Genomic DNA, 17,872 nt, shown 5'->3' on the forward strand with positions numbered 1-17,872 from the left:
CAAGTGGCATTAACCATAGCCCGCGCGGCGCGGCACAGCCTCAGACAGGCTTGACCTCCAACAAGGCGCGCTCGGCCGAGTCAAACATCTGCGGCTCGACGCCGCGCGCTGCCAGCGCGGCACCCAGCAAGCTGCGGTTGAAACCGGCCGTCCCGTAGCGCGTCACGTTCTCATAGAACTGGTCACTCAGCTCCCGCACCATCGCAGCGTAAGCGTCGGCGACCTCGGGGTCGAGGTGGAAATGGTCATAGTTGACCACGCACCAAACGCGCTGCCCCAGCGGTGCCAGACGGCGCTCCACCTCGGCGCGAATCGCTTCCACATCGTCGCTACTGCGCACCGCCAAGCGCTCGAAGTTGAGAAACAGCTGCCGCGTCGCCGCGTCATAGCTGAAACGATCGGCCAGCGGCAGCATCAAGAGCCTGGCGCGCAAACCAATCGCCTCGTCTTTGAACAGCGCCGCGTCCATGATGGACGGCGGCGTCGGCATCAAGGGCGCAAAGCCCATCAGATCCAGCACATCACGCTGCAGATCCAGACCCGGCGCCACTTCAGACAGGATCAAACCCTCGGGAGCGAGCCTGAGCACGCAGCGCTCGGTCACATAGAGCACCTGCTGGCCGCGCCGGCTCGCCTCTCTTCCCGAGAAGGTGCGCTGCTCCACTTCTGCCAGGAACTTGGGCTTGTCGTCGCTCAAAAAACTGCCAACAAAAACCAAGCGCTTGGCGTTCTGGCTGATGTTGATAAAGCCGCCGGCGCCGGCCAGGCGCGAACCGAAGCGGCTGACATTGACATTGCCCTGAGCATCGGCCTGCGCTAGCCCCAAGACCGCCAGATCAAGCCCGCCGCCATCATAGAAATCGAACTGATAGGGCTGGTCGATAACGGCTTGGGTATTGACCGCCGCACCAAAGTTCAGGCCGCCGGCCGGCAGGCCGCCGATCACGCCGGCCTCCGCCGTGAGCGTGATCAGGTCGGAGATATGCTCCTCGGCCGCCACCGCCGCCACACCCTCGGGCATGCCGATGCCGAGGTTGACCACATCGTGCGTTTGCAACTCCAGCGCGGCGCGGCGGGCGATCACCTTGCGCAGACCCTGGGCCATTGTTTGCAAGGCCGCCATCGGCACCCGCAACTCGGCAGCAAATGCGGGGCTGTAGGCTTCGGCGAAGGTCTGCATATGGAACTCGGGCTTCTCGGCCAACACCACCGCATCGACCAAGATACCGGGAATCTTGACCTGGCGCGGATTCAGGCTGCCGCGTTCGGCCAAACGTTCAACCTGCACGATCACGATGCCGCCGCTGTTGCGCGCAGCCATTGCGATGGCCAGTGAATCCAGCGTTAGCGCCTCGCGCTCCATGGTAATGTTGCCGTCGGCGTCCGCCGTGGTGCCGCGCAGCAAAGCCACATCAATCGGGAAAGCCTTGTAGAACAGATACGGCTCACCGTCGATCTCCATCAAGCGCACCAAGGCCTCGATGCTGCGCGCGTTGACGGCGCCGCCGCCATGGCGAGGGTCGACAAAGGTATCCAGCCCGACGCGACTCAGATGGCCGGGCTTGCCCGCGGCGATGTCGCGGTAAAGATGGCTGATCACGCCTTGCGGCAGATTCCAGGCCTCGATATCGCCGTCGAGTGCGAGCTTTTGCAAGGCCGGCACCAGCCCCCAATGCCCGCCCACCACGCGCCGGAGTAAACCCTTGTGGCCGAAGTGATTGAGGCCGCGCTGCTTGCCGTCACCTTGGCCCGCCGCATAAACCAGGCTCAGATCACGGGGGCGGCCGCTGCGCAAATAGCGCGCCTCCAGCGCCACCGCCAAGTTCTCAGCGAAGCCGATGCCGATAAAGCCCGAGGTGGCCAGGCAATCGCCGTCATGAATCAGCGCCACCGCCTCGGCAGGGGCCACCACCTTGCCATGTTCCATGGTCTGCAGCGCATGCAGCTGCACCAGGCGTTGCGAACGGGGGCTGTCTTCGGCTTGGCTGTGAAGAGGCTGCGTCATGGCGACTCCGGCTGAGTGATTGCGCACAGTGTCGCCGACATAGGCAGAGACATGGCCATAGATGCCTACGCCAGCACATGGCTTCTACAAGACCTTCATTTCTCGCAACAAGCGCTCGGCCTTGTCCACCACTTTCATCTGCCACAGCATATAGCGCGCATCCAGGCAGATGCTGCGCGAGCGCTTGGCATCAAAGTCCCAGCTGTCGATGACACTGTCCAGCGTGCCGTCAAACAGCAAGCCCACCAACTCGGCCCGGTCGTTCAAGACCGGCGAGCCGGAGTTGCCGCCGGTGGTGTCCAGGGTGGCCAAAAAATTGACCGGTACCGAATCCAGGCTAGCCACCTTGTAGTCATCAAACTGACGCGCTTTGATAGCCGCCAACTGCGGCGCCGGCGCATTGAATTCACCCTCGCCGGTATGCTTGGCAGCAATGCCGCGCAGCGTCGTGAAGGCCTGCCAATCGGCGCCGTCCACCGCGCCCTTGCGCCCTTGAACATGACCGTAAGCGACCCGCAGCGTGCTGTTGGCGTCCGGGTACACCACCTCGCCTTGACTGGCTTTGTAGGCGATCAAGGCCCGCATGGTGCCGGCATAGGCTTGGCCGATTTGGCCACTGAGCTCTTTGTCACGGGCCTCGCGCGTTTCATCATCGGCATACAAGGCCACCGCCGCCTTGATGAGGCTGTCGTCACTGGCCTTGAACGCCGCCACATCGCGCGTCAACCAGGCCATGCGCTCGGTCTGCTGCTGCAACTGACTGCCACTGTAAATGGGCGACAAGCGCGCTTTGATGGCCGCCTCAATCATGCCGGGCTGCAGCCCCAAGGCCGCCAGCAGAGGCTGGTTCAGTTGTGCGGCCGGCAAGGCCAAATACTGGGCAAAGAAATGCGCACTCAGCCCCTGATCCACCGGCTCGTCATAGCGGCGTTGCAGCGTTTCCAGGCTCTGGCTGAAGGCCAGGCTGTCGCGGGCTTGAAAGCCAGGCTTGCGCTGCGCATCAGGCAAGGCTTGCTGCTGCGCGTGTTGGTAGAGGCTGCGCGCTGTGTCCAGCAATTGAGGCGCCACATAATCCAACAAGAGTTCGGCACGGACAATCTCCTGGCGCTGTGCCAGCAAGCGTTCAACCTGGGCCAGATCGGCGCCGTACCGCGCTTGGCGGCCTGCATCAGCAGCTACCCAGCGCTTCAAATCAGCAAAGCCTTGCGACTTGCGCGCCAAGATGTCGCTGCGCTCAAAGCTGGCTTGCTGACCCTGCATATTCTTGTGGCCATTGCTGATGCCGGCGACCCGGTCAGCCAGTGCAATCTCGGCGTCGCGCCGGCCGGCGGTTGCGGCCTTGATCAGGGCGAGTTGCTCGCCCATCAAGCGGATATGGCTGGGTTGCCACTCAGAGAAGGTGAAGTCCACCTCGGCCGGCAAACGGTGCCTGTTGGTATGTCCGGGGTAGCCGGCCACCATCACAAAATCTCCCTCCTTGAGCGGCTGCCTGGCCAACTTCAGATGATGCTTGGGCTCGAAGGGCTTGTTGTCGGGACTGAAGTCGGCCGGGCGACCGTCTGGCCCGACGTAGGCGCGATAGAAGCTGTAGTCCCCGGTGTGGCGCGGCCACATCCAGTTGTCGGCATCGCCGCCGAACAGACCCACGCCGAGCGCGGGCGCGTGCACCAAACGGATGTCACGCAACTCCAGCTGCTTGATCAACTGGTATTGCGAGCCGCCATAGAAACTGCTCACTTCGCAGCGGTGCCCAGCATCGGCCTCGCAATCGGCGGTCAAGCGTTTTTGAATCGCCTCGATCGCATCAAAACGCGCCTTGCCTCGCAAGGCTTGAACCTTGCGATCCAGCACTTGCGCGCTGACATCCGTCACCGCCACCGTCACATAGACCCGACTGCCGGGCTCGGCGGGCAACTCCTCGGTCAAACTCGCGGCCAAGAACCCGTCTTTGAGCAAGTCGCGCTGCGCACTGGTGTTGTATTGGATGCTGCCGTAGGCGCAGTGATGGTTGGTCACGATCAGCCCTTGCGGTGACACAAACGAAGCCGTGCAGCCGCCCAGGCTGACGACGGCCCCCATCGGGAACTCGGTCAGCTGCGACAGACGGCTGGGCTCGATCTTCAGACCGGCGGCTCTCAAGCCACTGGCAATCTGCGGCAATTGCTGCGGCATCCACATGCCTTCGGCGGCCTGAGCAGGCATTTGCGCCATGGCGGCGATGGCCGAGATAAGTCCCAAAATCTTAAATTTTTTGATGCGCACGAGAGGCAAGCCTTTTCAAAGAGGCTCGCAGCCTACACCGTGGCTAGCCCCATGCCAAAAGTAAGGCTCCATGGGTTTTCACAGTCGGCACCGCGCTTCGACTGGATATTCCCCCAGCCTTGACCGATTGCCAAGCTGACATGAAACTGACACCTAGTCGCCCGCAAGCACGGAGGTGTGCCATGACCCTGGTTCAGCTGACTCAGATCAAGCGCTGGTTGTTCCTGCATGGCCGCCGACACCCGCTGGAGTTGTGTGCCTGGGACATGGTACTGACGGCCTGGGTGATCGGCTGGGTGGCTCTGCCGGCGCTGCTGCTGATCCATGAATGGGCCTTGTTGCCCTTATGCCCGGCGGGCTTTTTGCTGCCGGGCTTTTACGCCTCGTGGCGAGTTCGGCTGCATCGCAGCGGGCGCCTGCGTTGCGACTGGCTGACGGCGCTGTGAACCCAGCAACAAAAAGCCCTCTGACGAGGGCTTTTTGATCGCGAGGTACGAAGGCTGACTCAGTGGATCAAGCCTATCCATTCCCCGGCTTGCTGATAATTATTGAACATGCGCATCGCCAATTCACGCAAGCTCGCATTAGCGCTGGCGTGACCCTGAGCCAAGCGCTCGCAGGCATACAGGCGGTCATAGAGCATGCGGGTCGGCTGCAGGGCCAAACCCTCTTGCGCCATCAGCGCGTGAAAGCGTTGCAGATCGCCGCCATCTACCGGCCCAACAATCGGTGAGCCGAATTCAAGCGAGGACTGTGGGCGCAGCGCCGGATCGAACGAATGCCCATTGAAGACGTAATCGGGCGAAGCCTCGCGCAGATCGAAATAGATCGGTGCGCTAAGCGGCAGATCTGGTGTCAGGCGATAGACGTTGCTCATGGCTTCCTCGGCTTGGGGCTTGGATAGCTCCATGATGCCGGCCTGAGCAAAAACTTAAATCCGAAAAAGCCGGCATTTCACCCGCTGATTCGATTCAAGTTTTCTTCTTAGGACTTACGCAAAATTGTTCCAGCTAGGCATGACGCCAAAGGCAGTACGCCTTGTACGACAAGGCGTCGGAACGACGCTGGGGCGGTTTTGCGTAAGTCCTTCTTTCACGTTTTAGGCAGCGTCACGCCACGCTGGCCCTGGTACTTGCCGCCACGGTCCTTGTAGCTGGTCTCGCAGACCTCGTCGCTCTCGAAGAACAGCACCTGCGCACAGCCCTCGCCCGCATAGATTTTGGCCGGCAGCGGCGTGGTGTTGCTGAACTCCAGCGTCACATAGCCTTCCCACTCGGGCTCAAACGGCGTCACGTTAACGATGATGCCGCAGCGCGCATAAGTGCTTTTGCCCAGGCACACCGTCAGCACATTGCGCGGAATGCGGAAATACTCGACCGTGCGGGCCAGGCAAAAACTGTTCGGCGGGATGATGCAGTAGTCGCCCTCCATGTCGACAAAGCTCTTCTCATCGAAGTTCTTCGGGTCGACGATGGAGCTGTAGACATTGGTAAAGACCTTGAACTCGGGCGCGCAGCGGATGTCGTAGCCATAGCTGGAAGTGCCGTAGCTGACGATTTTCTCGCCGGCCGCGTTGGCGCGCACCTGGCCCGGCTCAAACGGCTCGATCATGCCGTGCTGCTCGGCCATACGGCGTATCCACTTATCGCTCTTGATGCTCATCTGTAATTCCCCAGGGTGTATCGCGGCATTTTAGAGGCTGGCCCGAATCAGTTCGAGTCAGTTCGACAAGGCCGGCGTCGTGATCTCTCCCGGCGTGCTCTTGCGCGCGAACAGCGTGTACATCGTGGGCACGACAAAGATGGTCAGCAAGGTGCCAAAGCTCATGCCGCCGACAATCACCCAGCCGATTTGCTGGCGGCTCTCGGCGCCAGCGCCACTGGCCAGCGCCAAAGGCAAGGCACCCAGCACCATCGCACCGGTGGTCATCAAGATGGGTCGCAAACGCAAGGCGGCCGCCTCGACCACGGCAGCGTGGACGCCGCGCCCCTGCTGACGTAACTGATTACTGAACTCGACGATCAAAATGCCATGCTTGGTGATCAAACCCACTAGCGTGATCAGACCGATCTGCGAATAGACGTTCAAAGTGCCGCCCGACCATTGCAACGCAGCCAAGGCGCCGACCATGGACAAAGGCACAGACAACATGATCACCAGCGGGTCGACAAAGCTCTCGAACTGCGCCGCCAAGACCAGGAAGATGAACAACAGCGCCAACACAAACACCAGGCCGAGCGCGCCACTGCTGGACTTGAATTCACGCGACACGCCGTTCAACTCGGTCGCGTAGCCGACCGGCATCACCTTGGCGGCCGTCTGATCCATAAAGCTCAGCGCCTCGCCCAAGGAATAGCCGGGCGCCAGATTGGCGGTGAGCGTCACCGAGCGGCGCTGGTTGAAGTGATTCAACTCGCGCGGGCTGACCGCCTCGTTCACCTTGATCAGGCTGGACAAGGGCACCATGGTGTCACCCCGGCCGCGCACAAACAGGCGCTCGATCTGCTCGGGCGTGGCACGCCCCGCTGCCTCGGTCTGCACCAGCACATCGTATTGATCGGCGCCGCGCTTGTAACGGGTTACCGCGCGGCTGCCCAACATGGTCTCAACCGTGCGCGCCACCGCTTCCACCGACACACCCAGATCGGCCGCGCGCTCGCGGTCGATTTCCATGAACAGCTCGGGCTTGTTCAAGCGCAAATCATTGTCCGGCTGACTCAGACCCGGGTTCTTGCCCATCTCGGCCATCATGGCCTGCGTGACCTTGGCCAGATTGGCATAGCTGTCACTGGTGACCACGACGAAGTTCACCGGCCTGGCGGTAAAGCCCTGGCCCAGGCTGGCCGGCGTGGTCGGGAAGGCCTGCACACCGGGCAAATTGCTGACCTGCGGCAGCATCAAGCGAGCGATCTCTTGCGTGCTGCGCTTGCGCTCGGACCAATCAACGGTACGCAAAATCGCCAGCCCGGAGGACACACCGCCGCCGCCCGAGAACAGAAAGGCCCGGTCGAACTCCGGGTACTGCGCCGCGATGCGATCAACCGCATCCAAATAACGCGCGGTAAAGGCCAGCGTAGAGCCGTCCGGCGCGCTGATCGGCATCACGATCACGCCTCTGTCCTCCATCGGTGCCAATTCGGACTTCATGGTGCTGAACAAATACCAGCTGCCGGCGCCCGATGCCAGCATCACCAGCACCACCAACCAGCGTGCCCGCAACACATAACGCAAGACGCGCGCATAGCTGTCCGACACCCACACCAAGACGCGCTCCATGCCGCGGTCAAACCGGCTTGGATTGGCGTTATGGCGCAGCAATTTGCTGCACATCATCGGCGTCAAGGTCAGCGCCACAAAGCCGGACACGATCACGGCCCCCGCCAAGGTCAGCGCAAACTCCACAAACAAACGACCGGTACGCCCCGGCGTGAAGGCCAGCGGCGCGAACACTGCGGCCAGCGTCAGCGTCATCGCCAAGACCGCAAAGCCGATTTCCTTGGCGCCCTTCAGCGCCGCCTGGAAAGGCTCCAGGCCCTCCTCGATATGGCGAAAGATGTTCTCCAGCACCACGATCGCATCATCCACCACCAGGCCGATCGCCAGCACCAGCGCCAGCAAAGTCAAGGTGTTGACGGTGAAGCCGGCGGCGGCCATCAGCGCAAAGGACCCGATCAAGCTGATCGGAATCGTCACCAAAGGGATGATGGACGCGCGCAGCGTGCGCAAGAACACGAACACCACCAATGCCACCAAGACCACCGATTCAACAATCGTGGAGTAGACCGACTTGATCGAGCGGTCAATAAAGACCGAGTTGTCATTCGCCGGCAGCACCTTGATGCTGTCGGGCAGATCGGCCTGCAGCTTGGGCATCATTTCGCGCACCGCCGCAGACACTTCCAGCGGGTTGGCCGTGGCCTGGCGAATCACGCCCAGCGAGACCGATAACACACCGTTCAAGCGCACGCGGGAGCGCTCGCTCGACGCCGCCTCCTCGATCCGAGCCACATCCTTCAGCCGCACGGCGAAGCCACCGGTCTGCTTCAGAATCACCTCAGAGAACTCTGCCACCGTGTTCAGATCGGTACGTGCCGTCACACTGAATTCGCGCTGCTCGCTTTCGATTCGGCCGGCCGGCACTTCCAGGTTTTGCCGTCGCAGCGCGTCTTCGACGTCCTGCACGGTGAGCTTGTAGGCGGCCAGGCGGTCGGCGTCGAGCCAGATCCGCATGCCGTATTTGCGGTCACCGCCGGTCTGCACATCGGCCACGCCGGGGATGGTCTGCAGGCGCGGCTTGACGATGCGGTTGACCAGATCGGTGATCTCCAGCGGGCTCAAGGTCTCGCTGGAGAAAGCAATCCAGATGGTGGGCTGCGCATCCGCCTCGACCTTGGCAACGACCGGCTCATCAGCCGCATCGGGCAGGCGTCCGCGCACGCGGGCGACGCGGTCGCGCACATCGGCGGCGGCGTCATCGGGGTTCTTCTCCAGCTTGAAGCGGGCGGTGATCTGGCTCGATTCGGTACGCGAACTCGAGGTCAAGACCTCGATGCCGTCGATGCCGGCGATCGAATCCTCCAGCGGCTTGGTGATCTGGCTTTCGATCACTTCGCTGGAAGCCCCCACCAGCCGAGTGCTGACCGTCACGACCGGCTCGTCGATGCGCGGATACTCGCGCAAGGAGAGGCGCCCGAAAGCCACGATGCCGACCAGGATCAGCAGCAGCGACATCACCGTCGCAAAGACAGGGCGACGGATAGAGATTTCGGAAATTCGCATCGCGGGCCTTTCAGCGGCTGGCCGCGCTGGCAGAGATGCCGGTGGCCGAGGAGGCTGCCGCACCGCGCGGAACGCCCTGCTTGTCGACGTCGATGATCTTCAAGACCTGACCCTCGCCGCGCATCAGCTTGGCCTGGCCGGCCGTCACCACGCGCTCACCGGCCTTCAAGCCCTCCAAAATTTCCACCTTGCCCGGCAAGCGCAGGCCCAGCTTGGCCTCGATGCGCTGGGCAGTCGGCGGCGCAGCGCCGTTTTCCAGCAGCTTGATCACATATTGCTTGCCGCCTTGCGGCACCAAGGCCTCCTCGGGCACCAGCAAGGCGTTTTGATGCACGGCCAACAACACCCGCACGCGGGCAAACAAGCCGGAGCGCAGCTCGGGCGTGCCGGCGGGCAACTTGGCCCGCACCAGCAATGAGCGGCCATTGGCATCGAGCTGCGTATCCAAGGCCGCAATCTGGGCCGTAAAGGACTTGCCTGGCAACGCGTCCAGCATCACTTCGACCTGTTGTCCCATCTTCAGGCGCGGCACAAAGCGCTCTGGCAGGCGGAAGTCCACCCACATCATGGAGCTGTCTTCGATGGTGACAAGATCACTGCCGTCCTTGACGTAGTCGCCCACATTGACGCTGCGAATACCCATCTCGCCGTCGAAAGGCGCGCGCACCTGCATGCGCAGCAGTTGCGCCTGGCTCAGCGCCACTTGCGCCTCGGCCACTTGCAAGACCGATTGCGCTTGCTCAACCGCACTGGCACTGACAAAACCCTGCGCCAGCAACTCGTTATTGCGCTTCAGGCTGGAGCGCGCAATGCTGGCCTGCGCCTGCGACTGCTGCAGCTGCGCCGCCTGCAAGCTGTCATCGAGTTGCACCAGCAACTGGCCCTGGCGCACGCGCTGACCATCGGTGAAGCCCAGTTTGACAATGCGCCCGCTGACCTCGGGCTTGAGCAAGGCCGACTGGCGCGCCTTCAAGGTGCCGACGGTCTGTGCGTCGTCGGGCAGCAAGACCGATTCGACCCTGCCCACCTCGACCGGTATCGGGCCGCTGGCTTCCTTGCCACCGGCTGCGCCCGGGGCCTTCGAGCCAGGTTTTGCATCTGGCTTCGCCTCAGGGGCTTGGGCGGTTTGCGCCTGAGCCGGCCGGTGCTGCCACCAATAAGCGGCGCCGCTCAGCCCAACAAGAGCCACAAGGGCCACCACGGTGTGAAATTTTCTGTGAACAGTCATGCGAGTCTCCGGTGCGCACTCTAGCGGCAGTCCACAGGCCTCGCCGAGCAAATGGCATGAAATACGTGTTTGAGGCCGTCAGCGACGACAAGCGTACGCACAACGCACAAATTTCAAATGAACTTGAACCTGAACCTGAACGCGAGCCTCAAGCAAAGTCAGCGCGGCCGCTCGGCAACCCTCAGCGAGAGACGCCGTTGACGCCTTGGTTGGCCAGCGCGTCGGCACGCTCGTTGCCAGGGTCGCCCGCATGCCCCTTGACCCAGCGCCATTCGACCTGATGCAGCTTGCGCAAAGCGTCCAGTCGCTGCCAGAGGTCGGCGTTCTTGACCGGCTTGTTATCGGCCGTCTTCCAGCCGCGCCGCTGCCAGCCGCCAATCCATTCGGTCATGCCCTTGCGGACATATTCGCTGTCGGTAAACACGGTGATGTCGCAAGTCCGCTTCAGAGAGGCCAAGGCCTCGATCACCGCGGTCAGCTCCATGCGGTTATTGGTCGTGTTGGCCTCGCCGCCGAACATTTCTTTCTCATGCCCACCGGCACTCAGCCATGCGCCCCAACCGCCGCGACCCGGATTGCCCTTGCACGCGCCGTCGGTGTAGATGACAACCACGGGCCTGGCGATCTTTGCTGCCGGTGCTGCCGAACCGGCCAATGTAGGGGAAGGAGTAACTGCTTGATTCATGGACCTTGTTCTTTATGTTGTTGCTGCACCGCGACCGCCGGTGCAGCGCTGCGCCTAGCGACACGCTTGCGCTCAAGCCCAATCAAGCGCATGCCGTGCACACGCTTGACCGCCTTGATGAAATAAACCGCCCCCAGCACCGGCCACCAGCGCCCGCCGATAGGCTCGACCCAGGCCCAGCGCTCCAGCCAAGCAGCCGAGCGCAAAGGCGGGCAATAACAGCCGAATTGCGCGGCCTCGACATCGAAACTGAGCAAACGCAACCAGTCGCGCAAGCGCCAGTAACCAATGAAATCACCGTCTTGCGGCAGATAAAGCCGAGGACCACCCGGCAGCACTTGACCCAGATTTTGCCTGAGCCCCCAAAGACTGGCCGGATTGAGCCCCAAAATCACCAAGCGACCTTCCGGCCGCAAGACCCGCTCCACCTCGCGCAGCGTTTGATGCGGGTCATGCGCCAACTCCAGCGTATGCGGCAAGACCACCAGATCCAAGCTGCCGCTCTCGAAGGGCAGGCTGTCAAACTCGCAGTGCAGGGCCACACCGGGGCCGGCCAGGGCACCGGCCTGGGCCTGCTCAGGTTGCTGGAGCGCAACCCAGCGATGCGGCATGCGGTTGCTGCGCAGCCCCGGCAGTTCGGGCAAACCCAGCTGCAAGGCATGAAAGCCGAACAGATCCACCACGGCCGCGTCCATTTGCGCTTGCTCCCAGGCCAGCAAATAGCGCCCGGGCGGGGTCTGCAGCCATGCGGCCAACTCTATAATCGCGGTTTCACTGGCCATGGACGTGAAATAGTGGGAACAGATCTGGGTTTGACTGCATGAAACTTGAGGCCATCGCTGCCTTTGCGGACAACTACATCTGGATGTTGCACGATGGAGCCGAAGCCCTCGTGGTCGACCCGGGTGACGCGGCCCCGGTACTTGACGCCTTGGCAGCGCGCTCGCTGCGTCTGGCTGGCATTCTAGTGACGCATCACCACGGCGACCATGTTGGCGGTCTGAGTGCCTTGCTGGCGCATCAGCAGGCGCCTGTTTTTGGGCCGGCGCATGAGCAGATGCCAGTTCCCATAACGTCCTGCCAAGACGGTGATAGCTTCCACCTGCTGGGCCAAGATTTTCGAGTCATCGACGTGCCCGGCCATACCGCCGGCCATATTGCCTTCTATCTGGAAAGCCCCAGCGACGGCGCCGCACCGCTGCTGTTCTGTGGCGACACCCTGTTCTCGGGCGGCTGCGGTCGATTGTTTGAAGGCACGCCGGCGCAGATGTTTGCCTCGCTGCAAAGCCTAGCGGCGCTGCCCGGCGCCAGCCGCGTTTGCTGCACGCATGAGTACACCTTGGCCAATTTGCGCTTTGCGCGCACGGTCGAGCCGGACAACCCCGAACTGGCGGCCTATCAGCAATGGTGCGAACAGCGCCGCAGTGAAGACCTGCCCACCCTGCCCTCCAGCTTGGCTCTGGAGTTGCAGATCAACCCCTTTTTGCGCTGCAGCGAGCCAGCCGTGATGGCGGCCGCTCAAGCGTTTTCAAACCAGACCCGGGTCTCTGACCCGGTCGCAGTGTTCACACAGCTGCGTCAATGGAAGAACGACTACCGATGAATAAAGTCCAGTTGCCAGCGCTGCTCAAGCGCTTGAGCGCTATCGTCATCGCCGGCTTGCTCAGCGCCTGCGCCAGCACCCCGCCGCAGCAAGACCTGAGCCCCAGCAGCGATCGCAATGCCTTGCCACGGGCCTGGAGCCCCACGGCCAGCGCGTCTGCGCAGCCTGCTGCATTTGCTGACACCGCCAAGCCAGCGGACAGCGCTCACCCCGTATTGGAAGACAGTCTTCAGCCGGGCGTCGCCATCGATCTGAACGAGGCGCGTGCCTCGGCCGACCTCTGGGTGCGCCTGCGCAGCGGCTTCGCCATGCCTGAGCTTGAAAACGACGGCGTACGCCGTGCCGAAACTTGGTACAGCAGCCGGCCCGATTATGTGCAACGCATGACTGAGCGCGGCGGCCGCTACCTGTTTCACATCATTGAAGAGGTCGAAAAGCGCGGCATGCCGACCGAGTTGGCGCTGCTGCCCTTTATCGAAAGTGCGTTCAACCCGCAAGCGATGTCCACCGCCAAGGCCTCAGGCATGTGGCAGTTCGTACCGGCCACGGGCCGAGATTTCGCCCTGAAGCAAAACATCTTCCGCGATGACAGGCGCGATGTGCTGGCCTCCACCCGCGCCGCGCTCGACTACCTGAGCCGCTTGAACAAGATGTTCGGTGGAGATTGGCAACTCGCTTTGGCGGCCTATAACTGGGGCCAGGGCAATGTGCAAAAAGCCATTGCCCGCAACCAAAAAGCCGGCCTGCCGACCGATTACGACAATCTGAAGATGCCGGACGAAACACGCTACTACCTGCCCAAGCTGCAGGCAGTCAAGAACATCGTGCTGGCGCCGCAAAAATTCAGCCTGAATCTGCCGGCTATGTCCAACCACCCCTACTTCCTCAGCGTGACGCTGGACCGCGATATCGACGTCGATCTGGCCGCGCGCTTGGCCGGCATGACGGTCGAGGAATTCAAGCAGTTCAACCCTCAGATGAACAAGCCAGTGATGCTGGCGGCCGTGACAGGCCAGATGCTGCTGCCTTACGACAACGCCAAGACTTTTGCCGAGGCCTTGGCCGCGCACCGCGGCCCGCTGGCGAGTTGGACCGCCTGGACCGTCACGCAGACGATGAGCCCAGCCGCTGCGGCCAAGCAAGTCGGCATGAGCGAAGCGCAGCTGCGCGAAATCAATAAGATTCCGCCGCGCATGCGGGTCTTGCAGGGCTCGACACTGCTTGTGCCGCGAGCGGCGCATCGCATCGAAGACGTGTCCGAGCATATGGCCGAGAACGCCTCGATCAACCTGGCCGCCGACACGCCGCCGCTGCGCCGCATCAGCGTCAAGGCCGGCAAGGCCGAAACGGTGGAGAGCTTGGCGAGCCGTTACCGCGTTAGCTCGGTGCAGGTGGCCGAGTGGAACAAGGTCGGGGTCAAGGCCAGCTTCAAGCCGGGCCAGACCGTGGTGATGTACCAAGCCTTCCCGACCAAGCGGCTTGCCATGGCCAAGCCCAGCAATGCAGCGGGCAAGCCCGGCCAAGCGGCCAAGTCGGCACCGGCGGCCAAGACCGGAGGCAAGCCCGGCGCAGCGCGCACGGTGGCAGCCAAATCGGGCGGCGGCGCATCGCCGACTTCCAGCAGCGCCGCCCGGCAGATGAGCAAACGCTGATTGAGCCGGGCTTGGCGCCGAGGTGGCGCGGTTTCTTGAGCGCCTAATTGGTTTGAACGCCTAATTGGCGCTGAAAAACAGCGCCACGCTGCAGATCACGCTGACCGCCCAGATGCCCGAGCGCAGGCTGGCCAGGTCGGCCAGATAGGCCGCAATATAGGCCACGCGGGCGGCAATAAAGCCCAGCGCCAGCGCGTCCACCAGGCCTTGTGGCGCGCTCATCTGCTGCGCCACCAAAACACCCGCGATGAACAGCGGCAAAGCCTCAAAACTGTTCGCCTGGGCGGCGTTGGCGCGCGCCTTGCGGCCCGTCAGTTGGGCCGCCCAAGCGCGCGGGTCGTGGTTGTCATAGCCACCCTCACGACGCGGCCGCCCGAAGCTGCCCGACTTGGCCAGACCGGCGCAGACAATCGGCAAGGCGCAGGCCAGCAAGATGCAATAGTTGGCAATCGTCATGAAAATCCTCTAAGTGGGTGAGGCAGGCGGCCAGCGCGTCAGCGCCGGTCGACCAAGGCATGGGCAATCGTGCCCAAATCAACATACTCCAATTCGCTGCCGACCGGCACGCCACGCGCCAAGCGGGTGGCACGGATGCCGCGCGAGCGCAGCGCTTCGCCCAAGACATGGGCCGTTGCCTCGCCCTCGGCCGTAAAGCTGCAAGCGAGGATCACTTCCGCCACCCCGGTTTCGGCCGCACGCAAGAGCAACTCCGCCGCCCCGATTTGCGCCGTGCCTACGCCGTCCAAGGGGCTGACCCGCCCCAGCAGCACAAAGTAATAACCACGGTAAGAGTTGGTGCGCTCAAGGGCCGCCTGATCGGCCGGCGACTCCACCACGCAAAGCAGCGCCGGGTCGCGGCTGACGTCGGCACAGATGCTGCAAATCTCGGTTTCGCTGAAGGTATGGCAGCGCCGGCAATGCCCGATTTGCTCGGCCGCCGCACGCAGCGCCAGGGACAGGCGCGCGGCACCGTCCCGGTCATGCTGCAAGAGGTGATAAGCCATGCGCTGAGCAGATTTCTGGCCCACGCCGGGCAGGCGCTTGAGCGCCTCGATCAGGGTTTCGAGTGCAGTCACCAATCAGCGCATCATCAAATGAAGTTCAAAACGGGAACTTCATGCCGGGCGGCATCGGCATGCCAGCGGTCAGCTTGCCCATTTTCTGCGCGCTGACTTCTTCGGCGCGGCGCACCGCATCATTGAAGGCCGCAGCGACCAGATCTTCCAACATGTCTTTGTCGTCCGCCAGCAGGCTGGGGTCGATGGTGACGCGTTTAACGTCGTTCTTACAGGTCATCACGACCTTCACCAAGCCCGCGCCCGACTGACCCTCGACCTCGACCTGCGCCAGTTCGTCCTGCGCTTTCTTCATATTGTCTTGCATCGCCTGAGCTTGTTTCATCAGACCTGCGAGTTGACCCTTCATCATCTTCGTACTCCTCTTTTTTCCAAAAAATTCAATGCGACCGGATCGAGCCCGGCACGATGCGCGCTGTTTTGAACTGGGCCAGCAACTGCTGTGCCAATGGGTCTTGAACCACGATCTGCTCGACCGCCCGCTGGCGCGCTTGCACTTGCGCGGCATCACGCAGCGCGGGCGAATCATGCGCCACGCCGGCCTCCAATTCAATCAGCACCGGGCGCTGCAAAAATGCCGCAAGCGCCGCCTGCAACTTGTCCTTGAGCGCCGGTTGGCGCAGGGATTCGCGCTCCACCCGCAAGCGCCACAACAAGGTTTCGCCCTGCTCTTCCACAGCGACACACTCCGACCTGACGGCCAATTCACGCGTCAAGGCCAGCAATCCCATGGGGCGAATTTGTTCGGCCCAGCGCTCGCCAAGCGGTGTTGGGTGCAGCGCCACATCGGCACCGGCAGTGGAGGCATAAGCCTGACCCTGCGACGACGCTTCGCCGTCGCCAACGTCCGCCGCTTCGTAAAACGATTCTTCTGCGCCGCCGCCTTCATCGTCGGCGGGTGGAGCATCCATCCAGGGCGGCATTTCGTCGCTCGCCTCGGGCGACGCAACAGCAGCGGGAGCGGATTTGGCCTCGACGGCCCGGGGGCGCAGCCGTGCACTGTGGCCGCCGGCCGCAGGTTCACGCGCCAGCAGGGCCGGCTTGACCGCAGGTGCAGTAAAGGGGGCCGTAAAAGGGGCAGCCGCAGGGGCTGCCGCCGAGGCCACCACAGGCGCGACGACAGGTACCACATGCACGCTCGGCGCTGCAGGCTCGGCCGCCTGGCCGACCTCGGCTACGGCATCATCAGGCGACTTTGGGCTGGGCACTGGCGTCGCTACCGGCGGCTGTTCAACGACCACTTTCGGCGCAAGGGCGGGTGAATGTGCGATTGAATGGGCGGCTTGAGGAGGTAGCGGCGCCCGCACCGTAGCTTGCGCCGCTTGCGGCCGCAGCAAAGGCGCGCTGGACGGCGCCGCCTGCGGCTTGGGCCTGCTGGGCTGTGCGCCGCTGGTGCCTACAGGCCGAAAGCTCAGCATCCGCAACAAGACCATCAACAGCCCCGCGTACTCGTCTGGCGCCAGGGCCAGCTCTTGGCGGCCATGCAGCGCCATGCTGTACATCAGCTGTATCTCATCGGCCGGCAGCAGCGCGGCCAAACGCTCGGCTTCAGCGGTGTCCGGGTCTTGCTCATCCAGGGCGCCCGGCGCGGCTTGCGCCACTGCCATTTGCTGCAGCAAGCCGGCCAAATCCTCCAGTGTGCCGGCAGCCGAAAGCCCCAGGCTGCGCAAACCATCGGCCTGTGCCACCACATCGACACCATTGGCCGCGATCAGAGCATCCAGGATCGCGATCACATGGCCGCGGTCCACGCTGCCCAGCATCTGCCGCACACCCTCTTCGACCAGACTGCCCGCACCGAAGGCAATGGCCTGGTCGGCCAAGGACAGCGCGTCGCGCATCGAACCACGTGCCGAGCGGCTCAAAAGCCGCAGGGCACCCGCGTCGGCCGGCACGTTTTCGGCCTGCAAGACTTGGCGCAGATGGCTCAGCACGGTTTGCGGTGCCATCGGGCGCAAGTTGAACTGCAAACAACGCGACAAAACGGTGACCGGCACTTTTTGCGGGTCGGTGGTGGCCAGCACAAACTTCAAATAGTCAGGCGGCTCCTCCAGCGTCTTCAACATCGCGTTGAAGGCGGTATTCGAGAGCATATGGACTTCGTCGATCATATAGACCTTGAAGCGACCCATCACCGGCTTGTAAACCGACTGATCCAGCAGCTGCGAAATCTCCTCGACACCCCGGTTCGAGGCCGCATCGAGTTCGATGTAGTCGACAAAGCGGCCCGCATCGATATCACGGCAGGCATCGCAGACTCCGCAAGGTGTGGCCGTGATGCCGCCCTGCCCATCGGCACCGGTGCAGTTCAGGCTCTTGGCCAGGATGCGCGAGACCGTGGTCTTGCCGACACCGCGTGTGCCGGTGAACAAATAGGCATGGTGCAGGCGCTGCTGCGTCAAGGCATTGGCCAAGGCCTGCACCACATGCTCCTGACCCACCAGCTCTTCAAAACTGTGGGGGCGATATTTGCGGGCGAGGACCTGGTAGCTCATGGGCGTGGATTCTACGGGCCTCTCAACAAGTCCCCGGGCGAGCTGGGTCTAGCGACCCAGCGGAAACAATCAGCGGCAGGCGCGCCG

General features: G+C 62.9%; 15 protein-coding genes. 3 read left to right on the top strand and 12 right to left on the bottom strand.

Features of this window, described 5'->3' with window-relative positions:
* Positions 1-40 precede the first annotated feature (40 nt).
* Both LNV08_RS08920 and LNV08_RS08925 read right to left on the bottom strand, forming a co-directional pair.
* A complete protein-coding gene (locus LNV08_RS08920) occupies positions 41-1,927 on the bottom strand; it encodes an acyl CoA:acetate/3-ketoacid CoA transferase (protein ID WP_263533553.1) in 1,887 nt (628 codons plus the stop codon).
* 162 nt (positions 1,928-2,089) lie between these two features.
* Positions 2,090-4,267, bottom strand: coding sequence for a S46 family peptidase (locus LNV08_RS08925; RefSeq protein ID WP_318014111.1), 2,178 nt, complete (start codon positions 4,265-4,267; stop codon positions 2,090-2,092).
* Between the two features lie 182 nt (positions 4,268-4,449).
* Between LNV08_RS08925 and LNV08_RS08930 the strand changes: the two genes are divergently transcribed.
* A complete protein-coding gene (locus LNV08_RS08930) occupies positions 4,450-4,713 on the top strand; it encodes a hypothetical protein (RefSeq protein WP_263533338.1) in 264 nt (87 codons plus the stop codon).
* Positions 4,714-4,772: 59 nt separating this feature from the next.
* Here LNV08_RS08930 and LNV08_RS08935 read toward each other — a convergent pair whose 3' ends face one another.
* The 6 genes from LNV08_RS08935 to LNV08_RS08960 all read right to left on the bottom strand — a co-directional run bounded on the left by LNV08_RS08935 (position 4,773) and on the right by LNV08_RS08960 (position 11,741).
* A complete protein-coding gene (locus LNV08_RS08935; RefSeq protein ID WP_263533339.1) occupies positions 4,773-5,144 on the bottom strand; it encodes a hypothetical protein in 372 nt (123 codons plus the stop codon).
* Between the two features lie 215 nt (positions 5,145-5,359).
* Positions 5,360-5,929, bottom strand: a complete 570-nt coding sequence (gene dcd, locus LNV08_RS08940; RefSeq protein WP_263533340.1) for a dCTP deaminase — start codon at positions 5,927-5,929, stop codon at positions 5,360-5,362.
* Positions 5,930-5,986: 57 nt separating this feature from the next.
* Positions 5,987-9,046: an efflux RND transporter permease subunit gene (locus tag LNV08_RS08945; RefSeq protein ID WP_263533341.1), complete on the bottom strand. Its 3,060-nt coding sequence runs from the start codon at positions 9,044-9,046 to the stop codon at positions 5,987-5,989.
* 10 nt (positions 9,047-9,056) lie between these two features.
* Positions 9,057-10,274: an efflux RND transporter periplasmic adaptor subunit gene (locus LNV08_RS08950; RefSeq protein WP_263533342.1), complete on the bottom strand. Its 1,218-nt coding sequence runs from the start codon at positions 10,272-10,274 to the stop codon at positions 9,057-9,059.
* A gap of 181 nt (positions 10,275-10,455) precedes the next feature.
* Entirely contained in the window at positions 10,456-10,959 is a 504-nt protein-coding gene (gene rnhA, locus LNV08_RS08955; RefSeq protein WP_263533343.1) for a ribonuclease HI, read from the bottom strand.
* Complete coding sequence (locus tag LNV08_RS08960; protein WP_263533344.1) at positions 10,956-11,741, bottom strand: class I SAM-dependent methyltransferase; 786 nt, start codon at positions 11,739-11,741, stop codon at positions 10,956-10,958. Before LNV08_RS08960 ends, rnhA begins: the two co-directional genes overlap by 4 nt.
* A gap of 38 nt (positions 11,742-11,779) precedes the next feature.
* Here LNV08_RS08960 and gloB point away from each other — a divergent pair, with 38 nt between their 5' ends.
* Together gloB and LNV08_RS08970 are read left to right on the top strand one after the other, a co-directional pair.
* Positions 11,780-12,562 (top strand): hydroxyacylglutathione hydrolase, encoded by a 783-nt coding sequence (gloB, locus tag LNV08_RS08965; protein WP_263533345.1) that lies wholly within the window; start codon positions 11,780-11,782, stop codon positions 12,560-12,562.
* The gene (locus LNV08_RS08970; protein ID WP_263533346.1) at positions 12,559-14,214 is read left to right on the top strand and encodes a transglycosylase SLT domain-containing protein; all 1,656 of its coding nucleotides are present in this window, start codon (positions 12,559-12,561) and stop codon (positions 14,212-14,214) included. Before gloB ends, LNV08_RS08970 begins: the two co-directional genes overlap by 4 nt.
* A 60-nt stretch (positions 14,215-14,274) precedes the next feature.
* Here LNV08_RS08970 and LNV08_RS08975 read toward each other — a convergent pair whose 3' ends face one another.
* Genes LNV08_RS08975 through dnaX form a run of 4 tightly spaced genes read right to left on the bottom strand, consistent with a single transcriptional unit; the run spans position 14,275 to position 17,785 of the window.
* Entirely contained in the window at positions 14,275-14,670 is a 396-nt protein-coding gene (locus LNV08_RS08975) for an MAPEG family protein (protein ID WP_263533347.1), read from the bottom strand.
* Between the two features lie 38 nt (positions 14,671-14,708).
* Positions 14,709-15,290 (bottom strand): recombination mediator RecR, encoded by a 582-nt coding sequence (gene recR / locus LNV08_RS08980; protein WP_414858705.1) that lies wholly within the window; start codon positions 15,288-15,290, stop codon positions 14,709-14,711.
* Positions 15,291-15,315: 25 nt separating this feature from the next.
* Complete coding sequence (locus tag LNV08_RS08985) at positions 15,316-15,642, bottom strand: YbaB/EbfC family nucleoid-associated protein (protein WP_263533349.1); 327 nt, start codon at positions 15,640-15,642, stop codon at positions 15,316-15,318.
* Positions 15,643-15,670: 28 nt separating this feature from the next.
* On the bottom strand, positions 15,671-17,785 hold the full coding sequence (dnaX, locus tag LNV08_RS08990; RefSeq protein WP_263533350.1) for a DNA polymerase III subunit gamma/tau: 2,115 nt from the start codon (positions 17,783-17,785) through the stop codon (positions 15,671-15,673).
* Positions 17,786-17,872: the final 87 nt, after the last annotated feature.

This window comes from Paucibacter sp. TC2R-5, from assembly GCF_025717605.1.
Lineage (GTDB): Bacteria > Pseudomonadota > Gammaproteobacteria > Burkholderiales > Burkholderiaceae_C > Paucibacter_A > Paucibacter_A albus.

Coding starts and splice junctions, on each gene's coding strand:
- dcd (WP_263533340.1), bottom strand. CDS start 5,929: ATGAGCATCAAGAGCGATAAGTGGATACGCCGTATGGCCGAGCAGCAC.
- LNV08_RS08985 (WP_263533349.1), bottom strand. CDS start 15,642: ATGATGAAGGGTCAACTCGCAGGTCTGATGAAACAAGCTCAGGCGATG.
- LNV08_RS08920 (WP_263533553.1), bottom strand. CDS start 1,927: ATGGAACATGGCAAGGTGGTGGCCCCTGCCGAGGCGGTGGCGCTGATT.
- rnhA (WP_263533343.1), bottom strand. CDS start 10,959: ATGAATCAAGCAGTTACTCCTTCCCCTACATTGGCCGGTTCGGCAGCA.
- dnaX (WP_263533350.1), bottom strand. CDS start 17,785: ATGAGCTACCAGGTCCTCGCCCGCAAATATCGCCCCCACAGTTTTGAA.
- gloB (WP_263533345.1), top strand. CDS start 11,780: ATGAAACTTGAGGCCATCGCTGCCTTTGCGGACAACTACATCTGGATG.
- LNV08_RS08950 (WP_263533342.1), bottom strand. CDS start 10,274: ATGACTGTTCACAGAAAATTTCACACCGTGGTGGCCCTTGTGGCTCTT.
- LNV08_RS08975 (WP_263533347.1), bottom strand. CDS start 14,670: ATGACGATTGCCAACTATTGCATCTTGCTGGCCTGCGCCTTGCCGATT.
- LNV08_RS08935 (WP_263533339.1), bottom strand. CDS start 5,144: ATGAGCAACGTCTATCGCCTGACACCAGATCTGCCGCTTAGCGCACCG.
- LNV08_RS08945 (WP_263533341.1), bottom strand. CDS start 9,046: ATGCGAATTTCCGAAATCTCTATCCGTCGCCCTGTCTTTGCGACGGTG.
- LNV08_RS08960 (WP_263533344.1), bottom strand. CDS start 11,741: ATGGCCAGTGAAACCGCGATTATAGAGTTGGCCGCATGGCTGCAGACC.
- LNV08_RS08930 (WP_263533338.1), top strand. CDS start 4,450: ATGACCCTGGTTCAGCTGACTCAGATCAAGCGCTGGTTGTTCCTGCAT.
- LNV08_RS08970 (WP_263533346.1), top strand. CDS start 12,559: ATGAATAAAGTCCAGTTGCCAGCGCTGCTCAAGCGCTTGAGCGCTATC.